25 protein-coding genes are annotated in these 25,229 nt (G+C 42.4%); 6 read left to right on the top strand and 19 right to left on the bottom strand.

The window, feature by feature from the left end; translation table 11 throughout:
• Positions 1 to 112: 112 nt before the first annotated feature.
• The 3 genes from AC58QT_RS05450 to AC58QT_RS05460 are packed head-to-tail and all read right to left on the bottom strand — an operon-like array spanning position 113 to position 4,232.
• The gene (locus tag AC58QT_RS05450) at positions 113 to 1,714 is read right to left on the bottom strand and encodes a response regulator (protein ID WP_497408040.1); all 1,602 of its coding nucleotides are present in this window, start codon (positions 1,712 to 1,714) and stop codon (positions 113 to 115) included.
• Positions 1,711 to 3,447 carry a sensor histidine kinase gene (locus tag AC58QT_RS05455; protein WP_497408041.1) on the bottom strand — a complete coding sequence of 579 codons (1,737 nt, stop codon included), beginning with the start codon at positions 3,445 to 3,447 and terminating at the stop codon, positions 1,711 to 1,713. Before AC58QT_RS05455 ends, AC58QT_RS05450 begins: the two co-directional genes overlap by 4 nt.
• Positions 3,444 to 4,232, bottom strand: a complete 789-nt coding sequence (locus AC58QT_RS05460) for a helix-turn-helix domain-containing protein (protein ID WP_497408042.1) — start codon at positions 4,230 to 4,232, stop codon at positions 3,444 to 3,446. The genes AC58QT_RS05455 and AC58QT_RS05460 overlap by 4 nt, the downstream gene beginning before the upstream one ends.
• Positions 4,233 to 4,350: 118 nt before the next feature.
• Here AC58QT_RS05460 and AC58QT_RS05465 point away from each other — a divergent pair, with 118 nt between their 5' ends.
• Together AC58QT_RS05465 and AC58QT_RS05470 are read left to right on the top strand one after the other, a co-directional pair.
• Positions 4,351 to 4,710 carry a Rieske (2Fe-2S) protein gene (locus tag AC58QT_RS05465; protein ID WP_497408043.1) on the top strand — a complete coding sequence of 120 codons (360 nt, stop codon included), beginning with the start codon at positions 4,351 to 4,353 and terminating at the stop codon, positions 4,708 to 4,710.
• 14 nt (positions 4,711 to 4,724) lie between these two features.
• The gene (locus tag AC58QT_RS05470) at positions 4,725 to 5,798 is read left to right on the top strand and encodes an amidohydrolase family protein (protein ID WP_497286824.1); all 1,074 of its coding nucleotides are present in this window, start codon (positions 4,725 to 4,727) and stop codon (positions 5,796 to 5,798) included.
• 63 nt (positions 5,799 to 5,861) lie between these two features.
• Here the strand turns inward: AC58QT_RS05470 and AC58QT_RS05475 are convergent, their stop codons facing one another.
• On the bottom strand, positions 5,862 to 6,407 hold the full coding sequence (locus AC58QT_RS05475) for a GrpB family protein (RefSeq protein WP_497408044.1): 546 nt from the start codon (positions 6,405 to 6,407) through the stop codon (positions 5,862 to 5,864).
• Between the two features lie 186 nt (positions 6,408 to 6,593).
• On the opposite strand from AC58QT_RS05475, the gene AC58QT_RS05480 reads away from it, so the two are divergent.
• Positions 6,594 to 7,943, top strand: a complete 1,350-nt coding sequence (locus AC58QT_RS05480; RefSeq protein ID WP_497408045.1) for an MATE family efflux transporter — start codon at positions 6,594 to 6,596, stop codon at positions 7,941 to 7,943.
• Positions 7,944 to 8,010: 67 nt separating this feature from the next.
• Here AC58QT_RS05480 and AC58QT_RS05485 read toward each other — a convergent pair whose 3' ends face one another.
• The 6 genes from AC58QT_RS05485 to AC58QT_RS05510 all read right to left on the bottom strand — a co-directional run bounded on the left by AC58QT_RS05485 (position 8,011) and on the right by AC58QT_RS05510 (position 13,808).
• A complete protein-coding gene (locus tag AC58QT_RS05485; protein WP_497408046.1) occupies positions 8,011 to 8,439 on the bottom strand; it encodes a GNAT family N-acetyltransferase in 429 nt (142 codons plus the stop codon).
• On the bottom strand, positions 8,429 to 9,193 hold the full coding sequence (locus AC58QT_RS05490) for an aminoglycoside phosphotransferase family protein (RefSeq protein WP_497408047.1): 765 nt from the start codon (positions 9,191 to 9,193) through the stop codon (positions 8,429 to 8,431). The genes AC58QT_RS05485 and AC58QT_RS05490 overlap by 11 nt, the downstream gene beginning before the upstream one ends.
• 31 nt (positions 9,194 to 9,224) lie before the next feature.
• Positions 9,225 to 10,496 (bottom strand): serine hydrolase domain-containing protein, encoded by a 1,272-nt coding sequence (locus AC58QT_RS05495; protein WP_497408048.1) that lies wholly within the window; start codon positions 10,494 to 10,496, stop codon positions 9,225 to 9,227.
• Positions 10,497 to 10,596: 100 nt separating this feature from the next.
• Positions 10,597 to 11,445 (bottom strand): helix-turn-helix domain-containing protein, encoded by an 849-nt coding sequence (locus tag AC58QT_RS05500; protein ID WP_497408049.1) that lies wholly within the window; start codon positions 11,443 to 11,445, stop codon positions 10,597 to 10,599.
• A 49-nt stretch (positions 11,446 to 11,494) separates the two neighbouring features.
• Positions 11,495 to 12,241 (bottom strand): phytanoyl-CoA dioxygenase family protein, encoded by a 747-nt coding sequence (locus tag AC58QT_RS05505; RefSeq protein WP_497408050.1) that lies wholly within the window; start codon positions 12,239 to 12,241, stop codon positions 11,495 to 11,497.
• Positions 12,242 to 12,374: 133 nt separating this feature from the next.
• The gene (locus AC58QT_RS05510) at positions 12,375 to 13,808 is read right to left on the bottom strand and encodes a PAS domain S-box protein (protein WP_497408051.1); all 1,434 of its coding nucleotides are present in this window, start codon (positions 13,806 to 13,808) and stop codon (positions 12,375 to 12,377) included.
• Between the two features lie 227 nt (positions 13,809 to 14,035).
• Between AC58QT_RS05510 and AC58QT_RS05515 the strand changes: the two genes are divergently transcribed.
• Both AC58QT_RS05515 and AC58QT_RS05520 read left to right on the top strand, forming a co-directional pair.
• Positions 14,036 to 15,238 (top strand): MFS transporter, encoded by a 1,203-nt coding sequence (locus tag AC58QT_RS05515; protein WP_497408094.1) that lies wholly within the window; start codon positions 14,036 to 14,038, stop codon positions 15,236 to 15,238.
• Between the two features lie 48 nt (positions 15,239 to 15,286).
• Complete coding sequence (locus tag AC58QT_RS05520) at positions 15,287 to 16,387, top strand: GerAB/ArcD/ProY family transporter (protein WP_497408052.1); 1,101 nt, start codon at positions 15,287 to 15,289, stop codon at positions 16,385 to 16,387.
• A 3-nt stretch (positions 16,388 to 16,390) separates the two neighbouring features.
• On the opposite strand, the gene AC58QT_RS05525 is transcribed toward AC58QT_RS05520, so the two are convergent.
• The 6 genes from AC58QT_RS05525 to AC58QT_RS05550 form a co-directional block, all read right to left on the bottom strand.
• Positions 16,391 to 16,624 carry a hypothetical protein gene (locus tag AC58QT_RS05525; protein WP_497408053.1) on the bottom strand — a complete coding sequence of 78 codons (234 nt, stop codon included), beginning with the start codon at positions 16,622 to 16,624 and terminating at the stop codon, positions 16,391 to 16,393.
• 8 nt (positions 16,625 to 16,632) lie between these two features.
• The gene (locus tag AC58QT_RS05530; RefSeq protein WP_497408054.1) at positions 16,633 to 17,811 is read right to left on the bottom strand and encodes a Ger(x)C family spore germination protein; all 1,179 of its coding nucleotides are present in this window, start codon (positions 17,809 to 17,811) and stop codon (positions 16,633 to 16,635) included.
• The gene (locus tag AC58QT_RS05535; protein WP_497408055.1) at positions 17,781 to 19,292 is read right to left on the bottom strand and encodes a spore germination protein; all 1,512 of its coding nucleotides are present in this window, start codon (positions 19,290 to 19,292) and stop codon (positions 17,781 to 17,783) included. The genes AC58QT_RS05530 and AC58QT_RS05535 overlap by 31 nt, the downstream gene beginning before the upstream one ends.
• Positions 19,293 to 19,721: 429 nt before the next feature.
• Entirely contained in the window at positions 19,722 to 20,780 is a 1,059-nt protein-coding gene (locus tag AC58QT_RS05540) for an LLM class flavin-dependent oxidoreductase (RefSeq protein ID WP_497408056.1), read from the bottom strand.
• A 240-nt stretch (positions 20,781 to 21,020) separates the two neighbouring features.
• A complete protein-coding gene (locus AC58QT_RS05545; protein WP_497408057.1) occupies positions 21,021 to 21,785 on the bottom strand; it encodes an SDR family NAD(P)-dependent oxidoreductase in 765 nt (254 codons plus the stop codon).
• Between the two features lie 14 nt (positions 21,786 to 21,799).
• Entirely contained in the window at positions 21,800 to 22,582 is a 783-nt protein-coding gene (locus AC58QT_RS05550) for an SDR family NAD(P)-dependent oxidoreductase (protein ID WP_497408058.1), read from the bottom strand.
• A gap of 437 nt (positions 22,583 to 23,019) precedes the next feature.
• On the opposite strand from AC58QT_RS05550, the gene AC58QT_RS05555 reads away from it, so the two are divergent.
• Positions 23,020 to 23,457 (top strand): DUF6376 family protein, encoded by a 438-nt coding sequence (locus AC58QT_RS05555; RefSeq protein WP_497408059.1) that lies wholly within the window; start codon positions 23,020 to 23,022, stop codon positions 23,455 to 23,457.
• Positions 23,458 to 23,550: 93 nt separating this feature from the next.
• On the opposite strand, the gene AC58QT_RS05560 is transcribed toward AC58QT_RS05555, so the two are convergent.
• The 3 genes from AC58QT_RS05560 to AC58QT_RS05570 form a co-directional block, all read right to left on the bottom strand.
• Entirely contained in the window at positions 23,551 to 23,685 is a 135-nt protein-coding gene (locus tag AC58QT_RS05560) for an S-layer homology domain-containing protein (RefSeq protein WP_497408060.1), read from the bottom strand.
• Positions 23,682 to 24,362, bottom strand: a complete 681-nt coding sequence (locus AC58QT_RS05565; RefSeq protein WP_497408061.1) for a serine/threonine protein kinase — start codon at positions 24,360 to 24,362, stop codon at positions 23,682 to 23,684. Before AC58QT_RS05565 ends, AC58QT_RS05560 begins: the two co-directional genes overlap by 4 nt.
• A 201-nt stretch (positions 24,363 to 24,563) precedes the next feature.
• Positions 24,564 to 24,980, bottom strand: a complete 417-nt coding sequence (locus AC58QT_RS05570) for a DUF5412 domain-containing protein (RefSeq protein ID WP_497408062.1) — start codon at positions 24,978 to 24,980, stop codon at positions 24,564 to 24,566.
• Positions 24,981 to 25,229 lie beyond the last annotated feature (249 nt).

The raw sequence follows: 25,229 nt of genomic DNA on the forward strand, positions 1-25,229 counted from the left end.
TGTGCCCTCATTATAGCTGTTGTTGGTTTGAAAGCGTATTCCATTCTTTCAACTTTCATTGCAACTTTTTTTACTTTTTGAATAAAAAAAAAGCCAATCCATGGATTGGACTTTATTTATTCACCTCACTCGGTTTAACACCCCAGTATTTCTGAAAGCTTTTGGAGAAATAGTTCATGTGCCGGTACCCAACCTGTTCCGAGGCGTCAGATACCTTGACTCCTTTACTCAACAACTCTTTCGCTCGCTCCATTCGAAGCCGCAGCACATAATCGGAGAACGATTCCCCAATCGATTCTTTAAAAATTCGGCTTAAGTATGAATAATTGACAAACAAACTTTCCGCTGCAAAATGTAAGCTTAACTCTTCCTTATGCAAATGCTCCTGTATAAAACTAATGACTTCATGAGATGTTCGCTGTGTACTGGACTGCCTTCTCTGTATAATGGCCCAACTAATTCTGCCGGCCATACGATTTAGCCAGCTTTCAATCTGTTCCCGAGTAAGTAAACTTGTGAACGTCTCAAAGTCCTCATACTCATGCTTCAATGTACCTCGCAATGTCCATCCCTGTGCATGTACAATTCTTGCAAGTAAACACACAATTCGAAACAAAACCTCGCGAGCCTCCGATACCGGTTTACCGCTTGCAAACCCCTCCTCGATGATACGACGAACGATCTCTTCTCTTCGCTCCTCCTGACTCCCAGCCTCAATCACTGCCTCAAACTCACGTTCGAGTTCCTGTAGAATAGCCCAAGAATCCTCCGCAGGTGCATCGTCGCGATATGGAATTGCCACACCGTTTCCTAAAATCAACCTCTCTTGCAGTGCTTGACGACACTGCTTGTATGCACGAGGTAACATAGATGGATCGACGACTGAAGTACCAATACCCGCACTAGCTGTCAGTTTCAACGTATTCTTAACTGTCTCAAGAAGACCAAGGATCTGCCCATTCGCTTGTCCTTGCATGACCTCGTCTCCCACTTCAGTAGATGCGAAGAAGATTGCAACGGTCAGACTATCGTCATCCTGTAAGACAACACAATTCTCATTTGCTAGCAAATCCCGAGCGATCGTGAACAACGAAAACTGTACAAGTGGTCTATCCTTCACATCAAATCGTTCATTGCTTTCGGGTATGGGATCAATATCAAGAATGATGGGCAACGCTTTACGGTTTTCCAAACGAATGGCGAGATCAGTTCCTCTACGTTCAATCTCCCAGACGGAATAACGGCCGTTCAGCCAATTCTTATAAAATAAGTCCTTCAAATGAGGTAAATGTTCATTCCATCGCGTTTGCAGAAGGGTCATATTATGCTTCTCACTTAGCTCTTTCTCCCGCTGTTCTTTCGCTTCCAGCACAGCCTCCACAATTTGTTCATTTTCGGCGGGCTTGATTAAATATTTAAATACGCCGTGTTCAATGCTTTCCCTGGCATAGTCGAAATCATCATGTCCGGTTAGAATGAGAAGCTTGATGTGTGGGAACTGCATTTTGACCATCTTAGCTAGTTCTAGCCCGTTCATCTCAGGCATCCGTATATCCGTTAGTACAATATCAATATGATCATTCTGAAGGACGGACATTGCTTCCTTTCCCGTGCCTACTGCCGACGTCAGCTCAATTTGAACCTCGTTCCAATCAATGCCTTCAGCTAATCTTTCGCGAACATATAACTCATCTTCCACAATTAACAATTTCAACCTTCTTCACCCTTCCTCAGAGGAATTCTTAACGTTACTTGGGTACCTTCATTTTCCACGCTCTCAACAGTCAAATCTGCTTCTTCTCCGTAATACAGCTTGAGCCGAGACTTCACATTTTTGAGTCCAAAATAGATGTCCGTTGGACTGCTCGGTGAAATTCGATACGAGTGACTAGTGATCATAGCTAGTTCATTGCGTAAATGGTTCATTTTCTCCCGTGATATCCCTATACCTGTGTCCGCAACTTCAATCTGTAAGAAACCTCCCGTTAGGTTAGCGTTAATCCGGAGTTCTCCTCCTTGCGAGCTTCGCTCTAGGCCGTGGATGATCGCGTTCTCCACAACAGGCTGTAGTAACAACTTTAAGATTTGAACCGGCTTGGCATCTTCCTCAATCGCAATCTGAATTGTAAAATGGTCCGTTCGAATCTGCTGTACGCGGATGTAGTACATCAGATGCTGAACCGTTTCCTCCAGTGTAAACGTTTCCCTACCTTTACCGAGACTTACTCGGAAGAATCGTGCGAGATTGATGACCATCTCACTGATCTCCTGAATTTTATTCTTAATGGCTACGGAGTAAATGGAATCTAACGTGTTATATAAAAAATGAGGGTTAATCTGCGATTGCAGTAGACTGAATTCTGACTTCGCAAGTCGTAACTCCTTCTCATAATCCTCTTCGATCAGCATCCGCTGGGCATCTGCCATTCGATTAAACCCATTCATAACGGCACCGAATTTGTCCTTTCGGTGATGCACAATATGCGTAGTAAAGTTGCCACCGCTGAAATGTTTGAACGCCGCTAGCAGCTTCTGCAAAGGTTTAGATATTTCCACGTGGACGAGCCAAGCCAGCCACACCGCCATAATGATACTTACGACAATGATTAAATACGTAAATTGTTGCAATCTATGCGTTAATCGAAATAGTTCGGAACGTGGCTGTTCAAGCTGGATCGACCAGTAATTACTAGCTTCACTAATCGACATCATCTCATCTTCATTACCTGACCCACGAACAGAGGCAGGATTTGTTTCCAGTACAAAACTATTATTATAAAACAATTGTATGTTCATATTATCCGACGTCTGCAGATGTTGAATGATTTTGCGAAAAGAAGCTTTGTCTACCGCTAGCACAAGCACGTTCGGCTCCTTAATGCTGCTCTGCACATCGAGAAGTCGTGAATAATAAATAATATCACTATTCAAATATTTCGATTGTCCGATACCTGTGTTGGTTGGTATGTGAACAACAAGTCCCCCATTTGAGTTCACCGTTTGTTTGAACCAAAACTCCTGTTTTACCTCTGGCCATCTCACGCCGCCAGTCATCGTGGAAACACCATTTCCGCTTTCTCCATGAATGATAAATGCTTCTTTAATAGCACCGTTTACATTGGTAATCGCAGAAAGTTGTTGCTGTACCGAATGGAGTCCATACAAATGATCCGGACTGAGTGGGTTATCGATATCGTTCCAAATATCCACGATAGACGGATTCAATCCGATCATCAAGGTTTGTTGGTCCATATTTTTGGTAAGCTGATCGACATATTCTAGGGTTGTAAGCAGCGCGCCTCGCGTACGATCGCCGATCTGCTCATCCATAATCGATTGGGAATAGTTATTCGCGAATACACTGACGCTTACGAGTGGCAGCAAAATGAGCAGAAAAGTAAGTGTTAGCTTGAACTGTATCGAATGCAGCTGATTACGTAGCTTCATCGCAGACCTCCTCTCTGGACTTCCCGTTGCACCGCTGAAGGCGGATAGCCAAGTAATTTTTTAAATACACGGTTGAAATGAGCTTGATCACTGTAGCCCAAATATTCCGCAATCTCCCCTATTGTCATTCTTGTATTCAGTATCAGATCACGTGCCGAATGTACCCGAATTTGATGTAAAAAAGTGATAGGCGTCATCCCCGTTACTTCCTTAAAAGTTTGCGTGACATAATTGGGAGCACGGTCTACAAGCCGAGACAGATCTTCAATTCGAATCCGTTCACGGTAATGGAGGGAAATATAGTCCTGAACCTCGCGCATTAATCTCTGCTTGGCAAAGGCGAATCGCTCGACGGATGTTTCCTGCAAGAAATAACCAAACAATTCAGTGGCGATTCCGGTACAGATAATGTCTGCATGCTCTCTTTGACCAGACCACTGTTGCGCTAATGCACTAAAGCGCTGTTTGACATAGTCAAACCGCTGTACCTTCACTTTATGGTACGGTTTCAGCGTGGTAAGCGCTTTCGAACCAGAGCCACTGTTCAAATGAAAATGTGATGAATATTTCACATGAGGACCATCGGGTCCATTCGTACCTGATCGCATAACACCTTTCCGAATAAACAGGAAATCCCCCTTTTCAAGGAAGATAGGCTCACCTTCCACCGTATAATTCACTCCACCATGAGTGACAAGAATCAGCATATCGGTCAGAGTCGCCTCTTCAATCTTTTGCCAATCCTGTTGCATATCGTCAATAAACACAGATATAAGCTGCATCATCCTAAGTTGCCCCTTTCCATCTATACCTTAGAATTATACAAAAAACAGTTGTTTCCGCAATAGTTTTTTCTCAGCTATGAACTTAAGATAGAACTATCAAAGCTTAAGGGGGCTGAACATGATGACCAGATATCCGGTCGCATCTATAGAAGAAATTCCTTCGGGCGCATTTAAAATCGTACAAATCGAACAACGCTCCATTGGGGTTTATAACGTCAAGGGTGACTATTATGCCGTGAATAATTATTGCCCGCATCAAGGAGCGGAGTTGTGCAAAGGGCTGGTCTGTGGTACGACACTCGAATCGCAAGTGTACGAATTCATATATGGACGTGATCAAGAAATATTACGTTGCCCTTGGCACGGGTGGGAGTTCGATCTCAAGACGGGTAAATCACTGTTCAGTGAAAAAGTGCGTACTCGCGTCTATCCCGTTGTGGTGGAAGATGGTCAAATTAGTATTGTAATCGGCAAATAAGGAGGAAGATTAGAATGAATGCAAATAAAGAGGTATTGCCTGTCATTGACTGTGATGTTCATAATCAATTTCGTAGCAGAAACGATTTAATTCCTTATCTGGATGAACCGTGGAGAAGTCATGCTGAGAGGTTCGGTATCCCAGGAGGAGGGCTTCCTTATGCATCGCCGATCGGAAACAAGCGTAAAGATGCGAATCCGCCAAGCGGTTTACCGGTTGGGTCCGATCCGCATTATATGCTCGAACATTTGGTCAAGCCATTCAACATGGACTATGCGCTGCTTTGCTCCGATTCGATTATCGGCTTGTCTGGCTTTGCTGACAGTGATCACGTTGCAGCAGTGTGCCGTGCTTACAACGACTACCTGATTGCTGAGTGGTTGTCTGTCAGCCCGCAGTTTAAGGGATACATGTGCATCGGCACACAAGATCCTGCGGAAGCTGCGCGTGAAATTGATCGAATCGGTCCGCATAGTGACATCGTCGCCGTTTGTGTATCCGGTGGTTCCAATATGCCTTACGGCCATCGTTTCTTCCATCCAATCTATGAAGCTTGTGAGCGCAATGGGTTACCGCTTGTCATTCATCCAGGTTCTGAAGGCTCGGGTATATTTAACGCACCAACCGCAGTTGGTTATATGTCGAACTATTTGCAATGGCATACGTGTTTGCCGCAAACGTTCATGGCACATCTTGTGAGCTTTGTATGCGAAGGTGTATTTGAGAAGTATCCGGGCTTTAAGGTTGTGTTTTGCGAAGGTGGTGTAACTTGGCTGCCCCCGTTGCTTTGGAGGCTGGATAAAAACTTCAAGGCTCTACGTGCATCCACACCATGGTTAAAGCGGATGCCGAGTGAATATGTACGTGACCATTGCTTCCTTACGACGCAGCCAATTGAGGAGCCTGACGACTTCAAACACCTTGAATCTATGTTTAATATGTTCGACGCTGAGAATATGCTACTGTTCTCCAGCGACTATCCGCATTGGGATTTTGATGACCCGACGAAGATTCTACAACGACTTCCCATCGAAAAAAAACGGAAAATTTTTAGTGAAAATGCGCGGCAACTGTTTAATTTGAAATGAGTAAAACTCCCCTTCCCTTTCTTATAAGGGTTGGGGAGTTTTTCAATTGTTACCTTGTTTCCCTTACATGTCGGTTACACTCGGACTCCATCCTACTTCTTGCGACCATAAATGAGCTTTCTGTATAATGTCCCAAACAATTGGGCCTTTTCCCTCAACATATTGGTCGCGCTCATGCTGATATAGTCCGAACAATCGATGTTTTTCTAATGCGTAACTCACACAGTCTTCCGGATGTTCTCTCAAATAATCTCGAAATAGTAATGTCAATTGCTCAGAAAAACTACCTGCTTGCCTAACATGGATGTGAGTTCTTCGAGTCCCTGCTATTTCCCGGAAATATCTTTTCGATTTGTCTAGATTATCTTCCCTAAAAACAAAACCCACATTTTCAATCTTATCCTTATAGCTCCTTATATCATCAAGGTGTAGTACGGAGATTTGGATATCTATAATTGGCTTTGCATCCAAACCGATGACAGATGTTGATCCCACGTGATCAATTCTAATGGCATAAGCCCCAAGGGATTGTTTCAATTTGGAAGCTAAATCCATGAAGATATCCTTCCATTCTGGTTCATATGCAGCTATTCGCCATTGATTTTCCACCAATCTCATCTCCCATTTTTATTTGTTATACAGGTTACTAGTAAATTCATGTGGATTCTTATCTCGCAATCAATTACAGTCAATATAAGCAATCATTTGCCCAAATTATGCAATGAAAACGGTTTCGCCATACCTCATGATTAAAAGAAGATCTATATCGAGGCGTATCGAAGGAGTTCTTGCCCAATGACGAGTCCTAAAAAACTTAGTTTGTTCACCATCACATGGCCAATTTTTATTGAATCGTCTCTTTTAGTGTTTATGCGAACCTCTGATACGTTCATCGTCAGTCATGTGTCGGATGAAGCTGTTGCAGCAGTAGGTGTCAGCAATCAACTCATCATTTTTTTATTTTTGCTGCTTCAAGTGATTTCAACGGGTACAGCCATTGTCATTTCTCAATATTTAGGGGCAAATAAAATCAAGGATGTCAAGAAGTTTGCGGCTGGGGCACTCTCACTAAATTGCATATTCGGTTTCCTAATAAGCTTGTGTATCGTTTGCTTTAGCAAACAGCTGCTTCTGCCCTTCGGATTGGAGCCGGATACTCTGGAGCAGGCCCGTCTATTCCTATCCATCGTCGGCAGCTGCTTATTTATCCAAGCCATTAATCTCACGATTGCTGCCATAACACAGGTACATGGCTATACAAGGTATACCATGGCAGTCAGCCTAGGAATCAATCTCGTAAATTTGACCGGTAGTATTTTATTTATTTTCGGTCCCTTCGGCTTTCCAAAACTCGGGGTTCCCGGTGTCGCGATATCGGCCGTATTCAGCCAATTACTCGGATTGGTTATCTATAGCACTATTTTAACAAAAATCGTTCGTTTAAACTTATCTTTCAGCGACTTTTACAAAGCAAGATTCGAAGATCTAAAGAAAATTTTGACAATTGGTGTCCCTACTGCCGGGAGTCAGCTCATCTACTCCATAAGTCAACTGATCACGACCTATTTTATTACACAACTTGGTGCTGAAATGCTTTCCACTAGAATTTATACGCAAAATATTATGACGTTCATTATGGTTCTAGCCATTTCCTTGGGTCGAGGGACTCAGATCATCATAGGTCGACTTGTCGGCGCAGGTGAAAAGGAAGAAGCTTACAAGCAGCTGTTTCGCAGTTTGCTGCTTAGCCTATTCCTATCCATCGCCGCGGTTACTTTAAGTGTTTTGTTCAGAAAACAATTAATCGGCATGTTTACGGACAATACCGCAATCATTGCATTGGGGGCTTTATTACTTACGTATGGCTTCCTTCTAGAGCCCGTACGCTGTTTGAACATTGTGATTGGAGAAGCGCTTCGAGCTGCCGGTGACGCACGATTTATTCTTCTTGTTGGCTCATGTGTCATCATGGGGCTGTGTGTGCCTCTTACCTATTGGATCGGTGTACATTTGGGATACGGACTTGTCGGAATGTGGATCGTGTTCATCCTTGACGAAGCAGTTAGAGGACTTCTATTACTACTCCGTTGGAGAAGTAGAGCATGGGAGAAAAAAGTGTTGGTAAGCAGAGAGGAAATGTCCTAAATCGCCTAAGGCTACTGATCACTTGATCAGTAGCCTTTTCACGATTATGGTATCCGTTGGACTTTCCTCATAAATATTTCTTAAACCCTTTACTCACTGAACCGCTGTAGCCTTCTCTCTCAAAAAAATCATGTGCTCTTTGGCGTCTAGCGTTACTTAATAGCATAATTTTATGCGCATGAATGGATTTGCAGTATTCTTCAACATAGTGAAGCAGCTTTTGTCCGATATGTCTGTTTCTGTGATTTTCATGTACAATCACATTTTCCACCACACCATAGGGTCTCATGCCATGCATAGCCTGCAAACAGATATTTAGTGTAGCTGAACCTAGAAGTTCACCATTCTCTTCGTATACGAGTACGAAATTATTTGGATCTTTTCTTATCGCTTCAATTTGTTCTTCTAGCACATTCATTTTCTTACTGTTGGGTACTAACATTCTGTAGAGCTCAGATAATTGATCTCGATCTGATCGATCGGCTTCACGAATCATATGCTTTCGACTCCTTTACTTCTTCGTCCGGGCATTCCCCAGCTCTTGCGGCGACAACGACAGCTAAGTAATCCTGTATCATTTCTCTGGTAACGTTCATTTCGATGAGATAAAGTTCTGCTAGTTTGTTTTTAAGATAGAGAAGTGTTTCTCTTTGTTCTGCGACTGCGGGTACGGGTGTATATGCCACTAGAAAAACAGTGCGAGCAACATCATATAAGTAATCGCCATGACACAAATTCATAAAGTCAACAACCATGGTTTCTCCGTTTGCAATTAATATATTTCCTGGATGAAAATCCCCATGACATAGCGTATCTCCATCCTTCAATTTGTCCAGAGTACGGATTACATTTGCTTTGTCTGGTATATGTTCTGATGAGGCTTTTAATAGGTTGGATTTTAGAAATGCTTTGTAATTCTCAACACCACTAACGTTGTTCTGTAAGATTTTCTTATGAAGATTCGCCATATATGCAGCACATCTCTGGAGGTCCCTCGTTCTGAGAACCCAACTCAACAGGGATTCTCCCTCAACTCTGTCGAATAGAATGCCTATTCGATCATCGCAGTATATCAACTCATGTGCCTTAGGATGTGCAAAGTTGTAACCTTGGATTGCCATCACATTTTGAAATTCTCTTTGCGCGGCACTCTCGGGATACCCCTGATGGTAAAGTTTGAGCACTTTATCTGCTTCCCACGCATAGACAGTTGCTGTTTGACCTTCACCAATGATTTCGCCGTATTTCAATGACGTCCCCTGCCTCTTTAGCTATTTTCATTTACAGTTCAACATTACGCTTCACAAACCCGAAAAAAGTCTTTTCCCCTTTCTCGTTCTGAGTAATCCGGTAAGGTTGTGTCGTATCCGAATATCTGCGAGCAAAGCTATCTTCGCCAACCGGATAGATCTCAATATGAAGATTGCCAATGAATCTAGTAAAGTATAATTTGCCCTTCATACATTTCACTTCGATTTTATCTTTTAAATATACGCCGCAGTAATCTTGAAGTTTACTGTTGTCTATTGGATATTCTTCAAGTTTCCCTGGAACATCAACATCAACATGATGGAGAATATCGGAGATCGCTTTCCCTAATCTATACTGATCGATAGCTGTATTATTAGAAAGAATGATGATACAAAGATCTTCATCAAAATAATTTTGCATATACGTGCTCACGCCTAGATGATCTCCACCATGCGCGTACTTGTTTGTGCCATATACAACATGATGTTCTAACCCATAGCAATAGTTGTTGCGGTTCTCTTCAAAAAACCTTGCATAGCTTCGTAATGATAATATCTTTCGATCCCGCAGACAGATGTACCATTTGTACAAATTATCACAGTTTGAAACGATAGCACCTGCTCCAACGCTAAATTTTTCATTATGATAGGGACTTTTTATGAATGCATCAAAATCTTGCACATAATTTGAAGATTTGTTCTTGATTAGTTTACTTCCATCATCAACAACGCTGTTCGTCATCCCTAAAGGCAAGAATATGTGGTTACGAACATAATCTTCGTACTTCTCTCCAGAAACATGTTCAATCATCCAAGCAAGTAAATTGTAGTTGGCGTTATTATAATTAAATGTTGTACCAGGTGGATGTGCAAGTTCATTACTAAAATACGTAAGGAAGAAATCACTTCGCGAGTAATCCTTTCTGTTATAATCAGCAAAGAAATCACCCTCAAAATTATAAAAGTTAGCTAAACCCGATGTATGTGACAGCAAATGATGTACAGTAATCGACTCGTCAATCTTCATTTCGGCAGGTAGGTACAGATGAGCTTCTTGATCGATGTCCAACACTTGCTTTTCATGAAGAAGTAAAATAGCAAAAGCAGTAAACTGTTTGGATATGGAAGCAAGGGAGAAGCACGAGTTCACTTGATTTCGAATTTCAAATTCAATATTCGCATATCCGTATGCGTTTTCAAATAACACTTCTCCTTTTTCAATAACTTGAATAACGCCGTAAAAGTCCCATAATGCCAGATACTTGTCGATATACGCAGCTAGTTTCAAGCCCTTTGCTTGCATAGGATCGCACTCCTTAGTAGCCATTTTTTTCGCCAGTTTCAACCTTATTATTTCTTTGCAATTATCATGAAACTGACAACAGATAGAAAAAACCCTTATTTCAAGGGCTTTTGTAATAAGTCTGGTCATTTAATCGAACTTGTTGGCGATACATCCCTGGATTTAGCCCAAAGCGTTTAAAGAATTGCTGGGTTAGATAGGAGGCATCACCTAAACCGCACTGCACTGCTATTTCTGGTAACGTATTTTCACTAGTTTCCAGCATTCTTCTAACTTTCTTCATACGAAGCTCACGAAGCATCTGCATGGGGTTCATATGGAACTTCTCTGCAAAAACTCGATCCAAATAATTGGGATTCAGATGAACGAGTTCCGCTAAAGTCGTTCTTGTTATCTTCTCACCTAGTGCTGTGTGTAAATAGGTAATTACTTTGTCCAGACGCGCATCGTTCTTGTTCGGTTGAAAGCTTCTGCGGACACTACCTTCATGATGCCAATTATGGAGTAGTAGATGAATGAGCTGCAGGGCTAAACCTGAGAGCTCTAGTTCCTGAAATGGCGAGTCTTCCCTCTCCCAGGCAAGTAACATGCGATCGAAGATTGCTGAGAAAGCGCTCGGGTCCTGCAAAGTAACGATTTCATTAATCGGAAATAATCGAAATAAATCAACATGATAGCTATTGTAGGCCTCCATATGCAGCCATTGATGAAATCCAGGCACTGTCGCTCGTTCGGAGAATGGAATGCCTGGTGCATGAATCATCACTTGTCCAGAACGGGCTATTCGACTGATCCCGCCAAGAGACAACTCTACATTTCCTTCTTTAACGAAGCTGATAGCCCAATTAGAAAATGTTCGATTTTGCAAATCGATCGCATCATAAGCGGCATTCTCAATCCGATAGAGTCGAACCTGCCAATTATCATCCATAACCTTTCCGTCACCCATTCTCAAATCTCACCCAGTTCTCATGTATCAAATACTCATCTGACTCCTGTCAAACTTCTTCTTTTGTGAGGAAATTTGCATATACGACTTGGCTTTCACGAGCTAAGAGCGGGCCATTTTTGAAAATGTTCCCCGTATCCGGATGCTTCGCACCGTCAACAGAATACTGAATGACATACCCTTTCCGTGTGGCCTGACTACGGTTTGGCGTGCTGCGATGGAACAAAAGTGAGTGGAAAGCAACCATGCTTCCCTTCTTCAACTCCACTGGAATTCCCTCTTCATCTCCAGTGTAACACACCCGTCCGATATCGGTTTTCACATGCTCGACAAGTCCTTTTTGATGCGTACCCGGCTGCACCCAGATGCATCCATTCTCTATGGTTGCATCTTCCAATGCTAGCCAACACGTCAAATAGTGTATCGGATCTGTCGGCACATATCCGTTATCTTGATGCCATGGGAAGTCGCGATTTGCTTCTGGACGTTTATACACCGATTGATCCCAATATAAGCGGATATCAGGCCCAAGAATGGTTGTAGCTAGATGAACGAATCGCTCGTCAGCGATAAATTGCTGCAGCTCGGGATGCCTAAAGTTTAAACCAGCTGTGAAGCTTATCTGATTCGGGATACTCCAGTTTTTTTGACCGTCTTCCTTTAAGCGTCGTTCTGTTTCAGCATCAAACTCATCGATAATTTCTCTAATACGATCCATTTCACTAGCGTTGAATAATTGATCAAAAATGATATAACCCTCATCTTCATATTGCTTACGCTGAATGGTGTTTAACATGTCAATCACTCCCTGAGATTAAGTTTAAACGACTTATAGATCTATCATCAGGGATTTGACACGTGAACTCAATTTACAAGTTAAAGGTTTTCATTGTGTTTTTTCCACTTTTCATCATTTTATCGAATTAAAGTTAAGACTCTACGCTAACTCGATTTCGTAAAGGCAACTCGATTTCAACCGTTGTACCCTCATTAAGTTTACTCTGAATAGACATGTTGCCACCATGATCTTCGACAATTCGCTTGCAGACCATGAGTCCTAAGCCGGTTCCGTTTGCTTTGGTCGTGAAAAATGGTTCCCCTAACTGGGTTAACCCATCTTCTGAAATGCCAATACCTTCATCTTTGACGCAAATAACCAGTTCTTGATTGGCATGATTTCTGAACGTGATTTGTATGAATCCACCATTCGCCATGGACTCTATCGCATTTTTCAATACATTGATTAATACTTGCTTAATTTGATCTGGTATGCAGAAGATGGGAGGAAGTACTTGATCGATGCTCATTTGGATTTGAACATTATGCAGGAGGGCGTGTGGTTGTAAAAAGTGAATGACACTTTGAACAAGATCTTCGATCTTACTCTCTATGTAATAATTCAGATGTGGTTTCGCTAGCGTCATAAACTCATTTACGACATAATGGATATGTTCGAGTTCTTCTATCATCACATCAACATAATCGGTCTGTTTCGCTTTTAGTAAATGTACAAACCCTTTCAACGAAGTTAGGGGATTGCGTATATCATGTGCAATGCCAGCGGCCAACTGACCTATGAGCGCCAATTTTTCAGATCGAATCATCGCTTCTTCCGACTTTTTACGCTCCGTGAGATCACGAATGACACTTTGCACGACAGGGTATCCCATTTTCTTATAGACATAAATAGAAGATATTTCCACATCGAAAGAAGTACCGTCTAACTTGCGCATTTTTCTCTCTACAAACTCACTGTAACTGTCTAGATCAGCTTTCATTACCTGTTGAAGCCGCTCGATAATAACATCCTTATCCGTTGGATAGAAAAATTCAAAAATAGATCTGCCATAAAATTCTTCTGGTGTAGCACCACCAAACAGTTTACAAGCAGCATCATTCACAAATTGGATGACGCCATCCTTATGTAAGCAAATAGCTTCTGGATTTAGCTTTATCAATCTGCTAAACTGTTTTTCTCTATCTAGAAGCTCCTCTTCCGCTTTCTTCTTCTCACTGATGTCCCTCTCAACTCCGACAAATCCAACAATCACGCCTTCCGAATTTCTCACAGGTGAAACCGTAACATTCGCGTAAAAGGTAGCGCCAGCTTTTTTAAGTATAATAGCTTCGAAATCTTTGGTTTGTTCACCGTGAAGTATGGTTTGATATAGTCGCAGAGCTTCTTCTTTATGTTCTTCAGGAATCATCGGCAACACTTCCCCGATAACTTCCTCCTTACGCCAGCCATGCAACTCTTCAAATTGTTTATTGACTTCTAACACCGTTCCATTCACATCAACAATGACAATACTATCGGAGGTTAAGTTCATCAAAGAATCGATTAAAAATTCTTTCATTATCATTAGTAACGTCCCCAATTCCAACGAATGTTGTAAGTTTTTATTCGGCTTTTATATAGAAAACCCTTTATTACCCAATTATTATTTAGAAAAATAATAAATCTCAACGCGTATACATGCTCACACTCCTCAAATTCTTCGAGTAAACCCGTATCTTCTAGGCTATATATGGAAAATATAAACGAATTGATGAAAAGGTAAACTCCGTTTGGTGAAGAGGAGGAAGTTATATAGCCAAGCTATTAAGTGACAATAGAGATCAAAAAAGCGTCTTTCGTCAAGTATTTTGGGCTGCCGGTTTTGGCTGGTTATTTGATGCCATGGATGTTGGTTTATTATCTTTTATCCTGGTTGCACTACGCAAAGAATGGGGACTAACAGCTCAGGAAGCGGGGCTTCTCGGGTCGGTTAATCTGATCGGCATGACCATCGGTGCTGCTTTGGGGGGATATTTAGCAGATAAGATTGGCCGACGTCCTGTGTTCTTACTCACCTTGGTAATTTTTGGTGTATTCAGCTTTGGCAGCGCGTTTGCAAGCGGGTTCGGGAGTATGCTGCTTCTACGATTCTTGATGGGACTTGGACTCGGCGCCGAGCTTCCGGTAGCTGCTACACTCGTTAACGAATTCGCACCCCCTGACAAAAAAGGGCGAATCGTTGTATTATTGGAGAGTTTTTGGGCGGTAGGCTGGATTATAGCGGCTGTACTCTCGTACTTCGTTATCCCTCCATTAGGGTGGCGTGCAGCAGTCATGATCGGTGCGATTCCGGTATTATTTGCTTTCTGGGTACGACGTGCTGTCCCAGAATCCCCCCAATTCGGCAAGACTAACAACCATCAAATTAGTTTAAGGGAACTGTTCACGACGTATAAAAGGGAGACCATTGCACTTTGGGCCGTGTGGTTTGCCATTGCCTTTTCCTATTATGGGCTGTTTCTTTGGCTGCCTTCCGTTCTAGTTGATAAAGGGTTCTCCATGATCCAGAGCTTTCGCTATGTACTCCTCATGACACTTTCTCAACTCCCTGGATACTTTGCAGCTGCTTACTTTGTGGAGAAATGGGGACGTAAAGCGACCTTATCCCTTTTTCTTATTTTGTCAGGTGGGATGGCTATCGGTTTCGGGCTAAGTCAAAGTATTGCTATGCTTTTAATAACAGGCTCGTTACTGTCCTTTTTTAACTTAGGGGCTTGGGGAGCTCTGTACGCGTATACTCCTGAGAACTACCCGACAGAAATCAGAGGTGTTGGAAGCGGCTTTGCTGCTGGATTCGGCAGGATCGGCAGTGTGATTGCCCCCTTTTTAGTAGGCGCATTGGTACAGAAAGACATGGGTTACGCATCGATATTCAGTATTTTCGCAGCAGTTATTATCTTAGGTAGTGGGATATTGCTTATATTCGGCAAAGAAACCAAAGTTCGACGAGTGTAGGGGCTTACAGGGGGAATACTCAGAAATTCTGAAGAAAGGAGATTGTAAATGGAATCTACTGAAAAAATATCAGGCATTCAACTAAGTTTATTAGTTTTTTCTTTTATTGCGCCAACCTTGATTCTTGTTGTACCCTCTTTTATGGAATCAATAGCGAAGCAAGATGCGTGGTTGACGATATTCCCTGCTTTTTTGGTTGGAACCCTGCATGTGTGGGTGTTGCTTACATTAGCTAAGCGCTATCCAGGTATGACCATCATTCAATACAGTTCCCTAATTCTAGGCAAATTCTTCGGTAAATTAGTTGGATGCTATCTGCTTTATTACTGGATCAATTTTGATTTCATTATCCTGAACCAACACATTCAGTTCATTAATAGCGTCTTTCTCATGCGAACGCCTTCCGTTGTAGTTAGTCTGACACTGGCAGTTATGTGTGGTATCGCCGTCTATATGGGGATTGAATCTATCGCTAGATGCAATGAATATCTGGCCTTACTCATCTTTGTTTTACTAATACCACTCTTGCTTCTTATGCTCGCCCAGTCAAACCCGCAACTGCTCCGTCCCGTGTTAAGTAAGGGTATTGTCCCTGTCCTTCAGTCATCTGTTTTCCCCATCGCTTACTTAGGTCAATTTATTATTTTGGGGTGGATTCTCCCATTTTTAAATCAACCAAAGAAAGCAGCCCTAGCTTCGTTCTCGTCATTGAGTATTATTTCTTGCCTATTCTGTATCACTGTTTTACCACTCATCATGATCTTCGGGCCGTTAACGAGAAAATTATCGTTTCCCATTCTTAGTGTTATTCAGTATATTGGCATTAAAGGAAGCTTTGAACGCTTAGAAGCTGTCGCGGTTGCTATTTGGGTAATGGGATGCTTTATCAAAGTGTCACTCACTTTTTTTATGATTTGTCTTACTTTAGCTCATCTATTTGAAGTGAAAAGCTATAGAAGCTTTGTTGTACCGATCACATTAATTTCCGTGTTAGGATCGATTGTGGTCTTTGAGAATTATGCCACTGATTTAAGCAGCTATCTGAAAGAAACGTATCCTAGCTTCGCATTTGCTACACAATTTGTACTCCCCCTTTCACTTTTGGCGATCGACACGATAAAAAGGCACTGGAGAAAATCCGTGCCTTAGATGTCATTGCTGTAAGATGAGTCTGCCGATGTGACTATACATATATCTTGCAGGAAGCGATGAACTTGGCAAATGAACATGGGCAATCACCAATGCGCCTACGACTGTACAAATTCCCATCAAACAACTGTAAATGACGGCCAATTTGAGATGTTTATTTTTCAGGAAATGCCACGCTTGGTAAAACGTCCAACCCAACGTAAATAGCACATAGGCTACGATTTGTACAATCATCATTTAATCTCCTAGTTGTGAGTTTCCAAGGTGGAATGCACCATGCCAGCTCCCTGGACTTTCAGATTGACATCAACTTCTATATCTGCCTCAGGAAAACGTGTATCCCATTGATCTTTCAACTTGCTCCATTCATCTGGGTAATTCTTATATATTTCTTGACCAAAGCCAACGCTATCTGCTTTAACTTCCTTTTGGATTTTGTCGATAAATGCTTGTACATGTTTCTTGGCTGCCTCTTCTAACGTCTTTTTTATTATTAGTAATTCTTGAGGATTGTTGATATCCAGCATAGAATTGTTCTCATCTAAGCTTCCTTGACCATTCAATTGAACTTTAAAATGGACAGCATCCTGCTTTATCCATGTTGTAATTTTGCTACTAACATGATTTAAAACTATGCCAACTTGTCCCTCACCTTGGGGTAATTTACCTGATAGAAAACCTACTTTAAGCTTACCCGTCACCCACATTTGACCTAATGTTTCATTCTCATCTAACATCCCAGCAAGTTTGAGCTCTTTAAATACACCGGTACCCGCTACTTTGAAAATTTGTTTTTGGGGATCATTGGCGTGGACGTCGGGCTCAATAACAGCAATAACAGGATGAATCCCTTCACTTCCATACAAAAGATAAAAGTCACGTAATGTTACCGCGACATCTTCCCCAGAAACTTCCATCCCTCTTACTGCTTCAATGGGGACAGGCTTTAAGGGAGAATTCAATTGCAAAATACTCCTTGCTTCTCCTCCTTTTACAATGACAAGATAGGTCTTTAAGCGATTTCTGGGGTCATGCGTAAAAATATCCAGCGCATTATGGATGCCATGCTTGGCTAATCGTTCACTAATGAACACAACGCTGCGATGCGAGTAGAACAAATGGCGTGAGCTTTTCTTCTGAAGTTTTTGATGTAACTCATTCCCATACTTTCCTTCTTCCGTGATGATGAATGACTTGTTGCCGTTATTTTTACTGCTCATTCCACCTTCAACTGATGAGGGTATTGCAATTTGAAGGGTACATAGGATATTGCCCTCGTCTGTCAGATCTAAGGCAGTGCCCATAATAAATGCGAGATCATTAATTTCGATCCGATCCCAACAACCGCTGGTAATAACAAGGACCATGAGAATAATGATATATCTGATTGATCTCATCGATTCCCCCCCGAACGTTTCGCCCATATGGGTATTCGAATTAATACGTCCTTCAAAGCTTGCAGTTTTAATGGTGTAATCGGTGAAAAATAGAGAACTCCGAATGAGCGAAGCGAAGTCACATGTAACATAACACCGAGAAATCCTAGAACAATACCATAGAGCCCTAGTGTCCCCGATAAGAACAACATCGGGAAGCGAAGTAAACGGATACCATTCGAAAAACTATATCGAGGAATCGTAAAAGTCGAGATTCCTGTAATCGATACAATAATGACGACTGGAGCAGAAATCAATCCAGCTTGTACCGCTGCTTGACCGATAACTAAGCCCCCAACAATACTTATGGTTGGTCCTATCTGCTTCGGTAGACGAATTCCAGCTTCACGTAACGCTTCAAATATGATTTCCATAAGAAAAGCCTCAATCATCGCAGGAAAAGGAACGGATTCCCTCGATGCAGCAATACTCAGTACTAGATTAGTGGGTATCATTTCCTGATGGAAGGTTGTTATCGCAACATACAGCGGTGGAGCAAATATCGCGAATTGGATAAAAAACAATCGAATCCATCTAATAAATGTAGCGATTGGCCATCGCACATAATAATCTTCACTTGCCTGAAGTCCTGTCCAGAAGGTCATAGGCACAACAAGTGCAAATGGACTCGTATCCACAAGAATCGCTACTTTACCTTCTAGTAATTCAGCGGCCACCACATCCGGACGTTCCGTGTTATGCACTTGGGGAAATGGTGAATAAGGTTGATCCTCAATGAATTCTTCAATATAGGCAGAGTCGAGTACGCCGTCCAATTTGATTGGCTTTATTCTTGTTCTCACTTCTTCAACTAGGGTATCCAACGCGATACCCTTTAGATATGTAATCGCTATGCGAGTCCGGGTATGCTCTCCGATGGTTATATATTCGACTTTTAATTTAGTTGTTTTGAGCCTTGATCGTATCAGACTTAGATTGGTTGAAATTTGTTCGATGAACCCATCTCTTGGGCCACGTATAACCTGCTCAGATGTCGCTTCCTCTATACTTCTATGGGTTGTAGCAGGAATACAGACTGTCATTACCTGGTTGGTGCCAGTCGTGAGAATAGCAGCATAACCTTCTAACACATTTACAATGATTTCCGTTGTTTGAGTAGAGCTCGTCGTTGTTCCGATAGAGAAGATCTCACTTGGTAAATCTCCTGCGCCCTTCGGAATTTGATCCTTTGTTATGCTGATTAACATGGGTTTTATGACATGCTCATCCAGCATTTTCATATCAATCAAGTTATCAATATAAACAATGAGCCATTGCGTGGTTTGATTAACTTCTACTTTACGAAATACAACGTCAGAACAATCCTGAAAAGCTTTTTTTAAAATGGTTTCGTTCTGCAGAATATCAGATGAAAACTCATTATCCGCTATGTCTTCCTCCAGGTTAATGGTTTTCATTTTCCGAAGATTTTCGTTTTCCTTGGATTTTCCTCTTTTAAACCATCTCATGAAAGATCCTCCTGATTAACACAATCACTGCTATTATGCCAATTTCAGTAAGAACAATGACAAGAACATTCTCCCATTCGGCAAGGCTGGAAATAGTGCCCTAAAAAGGGAGTCGTGCTTCGCCCATCGATTGGGCGGGAACACCGGATTTAACGCCCGAAAAGGGCCTTAAATCCGTGCGAGACTCGCCCGGCGCTGGAAATAGCGCCCCAAAGGGGCGTTAAAGCCGTGCTTCGCCCACCGCATAGGCGGGAACACAGGATTTAACGCTCGAAAAGGGTCTTAAAACAACGCGAGACTCGCTCGACGCTGGAAATAGCGCCCCAAAGGAGCGTTATTATTTATCAACGCCTAAAAGAAACAGCCGCGCAGAGCGCGGCTGTTTCAACGAATATACATATATTATACCTAGGGATGAGCCCTTTAGCGTCACGCATTTTTCTTTGCAGCTTCTAATCTGGCAACCTCTTCTCGAACACGCGGTGCAACTTCCGTTCCTAAGAGTTCAATGGCTTTCATAACATCTTCATTTGGCATGGTGCCGACAGGCAGATGAAGGAAGAAACGTGAGAAGCCTAAATGCTTGTACATATAAATAATCTTATTGGCTACCGTTTCAGGATCTCCAACGTACAAAGCACCTTCTAAACTGCGTGAAGCATCAAAGTTTCCTCGGCTATAATGTCCCCAACCACGCTCTTTACCAAAATAGTTAAATGATGCTTGTGTGGAAGGGAAATACTTATCAACGGCAAGCTCATTTGTTTCTCCAACATAACCAATGGAATGCACAGCAACCTTTAATTTCGCAGGGTCATGTCCTGCGCGAGCCGCGGCTTCCTTATAGAGTGGAACCAGTGGAGCGAATTGCAAAGGACTCCCACCAATAATCGCTAAAACAAGTGGCAGACCAAGTACGCCAGCTCGAATGACAGATTCCGCGTTCCCCCCGCTGCCCAGCCATATCGGCAAAGGGGTCTGAACAGGTCGCGGATACACACCTAGATTCGTAAAGGCTGGTCGATGCCCACCTTTCCAAGTTACTTTCTCCGAATCTCTTAATTTCAATAATAGCTCCAATTTTTCTTCAAAAAGTTCCTCATAGTCTTTCAAATCATACCCAAACAGCGGGAATGCATCGACCATGGAACCTCGACCCGCGATAATCTCGGCACGCCCATTCGATATGCCATCGAGCGTAGCGAACTGTTGAAACAATCGGACGGGATCTGCAGCAGATAGTACGCTAACCGAACTGGTTAATCGTATATTTTGAGTTCTAGATGCTGCAGCAGCCAGGATGACTGCAGTAGCGGAATCCCCGAATTCCTTACGATGATGCTCGCCGACTCCAAATATATCCAACCCAACCTGATCGGCTAGGACTATTTCCTCTACAACCTCACGCAATCGCTGCGCATGAGTCATCATCTCACCAGTTTGAGCATCTGGTGTTGTTTCAACAAATGAATCTACACCTATTTCCATTTCAATTCCCCCTACAGGCTAAGTAAAATTCTATAATTCAAAGTAAACAAGAACACATTAAAAAGATATTACTATTTATAATAATATTATTTAATCTAATAATAGGATATATGGATTCAACCCATTTGTCAACCGATAATAAGTGGCTGCATAATCGCAACGAGTACGAAAAGTATTGGAGTAAACGAAAAAAGGAGCTGCTGGAAGCAACTCCTCTTTGAAATAATTGTTGGTGCTCCATTACCAAGCTGAAGCTCCACCGTCAACTGCGAAGTTGGCCCCTGTGATGTAAGACGCTCTGTCCGAAGCGACAAATGCCGCGAGCTCAACCAGCTCCTCAGGCTGACCGAAGCGTTTCAGCAGTGTCTTCTTCGTTATAGCGTCTCGAGCCTCTTGATTGTCGCCAAGATCGCGATCACTGGCCGGGGTCAAGAATGGCCCTGGACTAATGGCCACTGCACGGATGCCATGGCGTGCACCTTCCAGCGCGAATTGCCGCGTCATGGCGATGACGCCGGCTTTCGCCGCGCAATGGCCAACCATCGGCGGTGTCTCTCCAGCGATCATCCCTGCCAAGGAGGCAACATTGATGATAACACCGCCACCGCGCTGAACCAGATGCGGCCACGCATATTTGGACACAAAGAAAGGAATATCGAGCTCGCCGGATATCGTCGCCCGCCAATCTTCAATCGAGAATTCGGGCATAGGACCGAAGCGTTGTACGGCTGCATTGTTGTAGACTACGTCAAGTCCGCCATAGACAGCAACACTATCCTCAACCATCTTTCGAACTTGTTCGGGGTCTGTAAGATTAATAGGCGCGAGTCCTGCCATTTCACCACCGTTGCGGCGTACGAGTTCAATCGTCTCATTATTGGCATCAACATTTATGTCGCAGCCAATAACCTTTGCACCTTCTCGTACAAAGGTAAGTGCCGCGGATCGACCCAATCCGCCGCCTGTGCCCGTAATTAATACGATTTTATTATCAAGTATTCCCATATGTGCCTCCTAGATCAGGTATTAGACTTTAATCGGTAAATGGGTGCGCCTAATGGTGCCGAACGTGCTCCCCCATCAACTGTGATTTCTGCGCCTTGCACAAACGAAGATTCATCGGAAGCGAGGAATAAAGCAACATTAGCAATTTCCTCTGGATCGCCCATTCGATTAAGCGGTATCGATCGCGCTTGTGAATCTACCAGTTTTGCCGTTTCTTCAGGTGTAGCCTTATTCCATATCGCTGTACGTGTTGCCCCAGGTACCACAGTATTTACACGTATTCCCCGTGGCGACAATTCAGATACCATAACTCTGGCCATGCTGCTAATGGCACCCTTACTCGCCGCATAGGCGGATCTTCCCTGAGCACCATCTGTAGCACGTGTAGAGCCAGTCAAAATGATAGAAGCTCCTTCCTTCAGATGAGGCAGAGCAGCTTGTACTGTGAAGAATACGCCAGTTACATTAATCTTTAGTACCTCTTCGAAAACCGAAAACTCGGTACTGCCTAAAGGCGTAGCAGAAGCTATACCAGCATTCGCGTAAACAATATCCAGTCTGTCAAAGGCCGTGATAATTTGAGATACCGCATGTACCATGCTTGCTGGATCAGATGCATCGGCCTGAATCGCAAGGACATTGCTTCCTAGCTCCTCCACTACTGAATTTAACGTAGTTTGGTTTCGTCCTGTAATAGCGACCTTTGCCCCCTCTGCCAAGAACAACTTGGTGGCTGTCAAACCGATCCCACTATTGCCACCTGTTATTAAAGCAACTTTGCCATCAAGTTTTCCCATTCGCCTACTCCTTTACTGATTCACAACATTCACCGAGTTTAGCCAAATCGAAATGGATACTTCCCTCTCGATACCTATTATTCGAAACGAACAACTACATGGCATCGCTTATAATTCCCTATTTGCAGGCATATATAACTCATTCAACTCATTTCTAACAGCGCGGCTTCCTACTAAAATAATTAGTAACACGGTCACACTAAGCGATAGCCACTTTTTCATCATTATCATCCTTTACTTATTATTATTTTGCTCAAAATCGTAAGTTAACTGTAGCACTGCCCAAATTGTCGAGCTATCGACTTCCCTAACATGAATCTTGCATTTTTGTCATGTTCCAGAAGCCGGAAATGAAACGCTTTGTATCCAAAAACGTAGTAAACCAATAACAAACAGATTTTTGATGAAAAATTTATGGGTAAGGATGTGTGACATAGATGAAGAAATGGATACTCTTTCTTGTACTTCTCTCAACCATGTTCGCAAGTGGCTGTTCTTTGTTAGAAAAAGCAAATCAAACCGTTGATTACGGAACTCAAGCTACGGAACACTTAACAAATTTGCGTGAATTTGCCGAACAAGCGCCTCAACTAATCAAAGATGCCGCTACGAATCCAGAGACCAAGCAGGAACTTGAAAATAAATTACTTGATTTAAAAAAGGAAATCGAACAATTTAATTTGAGCAGTGTCCCTTCGATTGCTAAGGATGTTCATCAGCAAATTGTAGAGAAAAACAAAATTTTGTTAGAAGAGATCAATAAAGTCATCGTGAATGGACATTTGGCACTGGATAAACTTCAGAATTCACAGATTATAACGACCATTAGTGACGCGGCAAACTTACTAAATCGGATTCAAAATCTAGGCCTGTAGAGGCTGTTCTAATGCGAATTCAGCAATGAACACAATAAAAAGCAGCTGACAAAGTCCCGAATAACGGGAACTTTATCTGCTGCTTTCATTTCGTTAACGATCCAACATACGCATCACGACAGTTACAGCTTCCGCCCGCGTTGCCACACCCATAGGTTCAAAGGCATTATTCTCGCGGCCGCTAATGAGCCCCAAGGAAAAAAATGACTGCCTCAGCAGCCATTTCATTTGCGCTCCCCAAAGAATAAACGACTTACACGTCGGGAGAAATCTTCGATTCGAAAACTCGTTGTATCAATTCGGTTATACCAGTTCGTGATGGTTTCCAAGATCCATAGAGGTACCTGTACATCGCCAATCAAAGGATAAAATTGATTGTAAGCCCACACTAAGTGCTCCCAGCGATTATCGTTACCTTCTTGGATATATTCGGATACATCAAGAACTTTTCCTCTTCCCTCATACATAAGAACGTTCTTGAGATGAATGTCTCTCGGGTTCAACCCCTTGCTTCGTACAAACTCGCGGGCCTCTTCAATATCTTTGATGACTTGCTCAGGAACATGAACACCTTGCAGTAAGCAATCGAATAAAGTAACTCCTTTTTCAAAACTTAATACCAAAAAGTTAGATCCTACGCCATAACAACGAGCGAAAAACGGTGATTCCGATAAATGTTCATAAATATCCGCTTCCACGTCCTTTTTTTCTAACGCTTTGTCCGAGTATACTTTATAGGCATAATTAGGTGTGTTTGGGTGATAAAAAACTGCGGCATCCGTTCCTATACCGATACAACGCAGCTCTTCAGAGAACCTAATGACCGAAACGGGTTTATTGGTATCGTAGCCAACGATTTCAACATCCTTTAAGGCTTCCTCAGCTTGTTTCCAATCAGGTTTCATCGCCATCTTCTCCTAGTTGTTGATTCGAATCAAGATCCGCCAACATGTCTTCAGCATTGAAAATTTTTACAACTCTATACGTTTTTAAACCGTGAAAGTTTCAATCCCCCCTCTGTTCATCTCCAACCTCAACGTAACCAACTTGGGCTAAAACAAAAAAACTGCCGAGTAATCACTCGCAGCTTTTGATTATTGTACTATTTATCTATTTCTCCTGAAGTCAAATTTCTCATGGGGCAGTTCTAATTCATGACCATTAATTTGAACGGTATCTTCATTCATCCAAACGATATGTACATTCTCTTCTTTATCATTCCAATAGATATTCTTTGTTTTCTTAGCGTTATTATTGAAAATGAGCTCAGCCCTTAGGGCATACCCCGTCGTAGCTCCTCCATTTGTAAGGTACGCTTTAATTGTATAGGTACCGTTAGGAGAGCTGGATTGATCAAGTAAAGAACCCGTAGGAAGACGATTCATATCAAAGAATGCCCAGTAGATGCCATATCCTAGTGTGCCAATGATCAGCAAGCCAATACAAAGAAAAAACGTAAACACATTTCTTTTAGTTCGCTTCATTTCAAAAGCTAAACTTTGTTCTTCGTCTGAAAATGTCATTTTCCTCCACGATTGAGAAGCTCTTTGTTATTTTATTAAATTATAACATATCCTCGGGCAGTCAGAATCTTAAAAAAGATGCGGAAATACATCCTTTTCCACTAGAGAAATAGAGGTCTATCAGAAAAGATGCGAATACTCCTAGGCCCCCTAATGAAACTGGAGTCTTCCTACCCATTTTATTAGAATAGGGATAAGGGAGATGATCCGGTATGGGGAAAAGGTTAAAAGAAGAAGAGCGTCTTAAAA

It is taken from the genome of Paenibacillus sp. J31R109 (assembly GCF_059692055.1).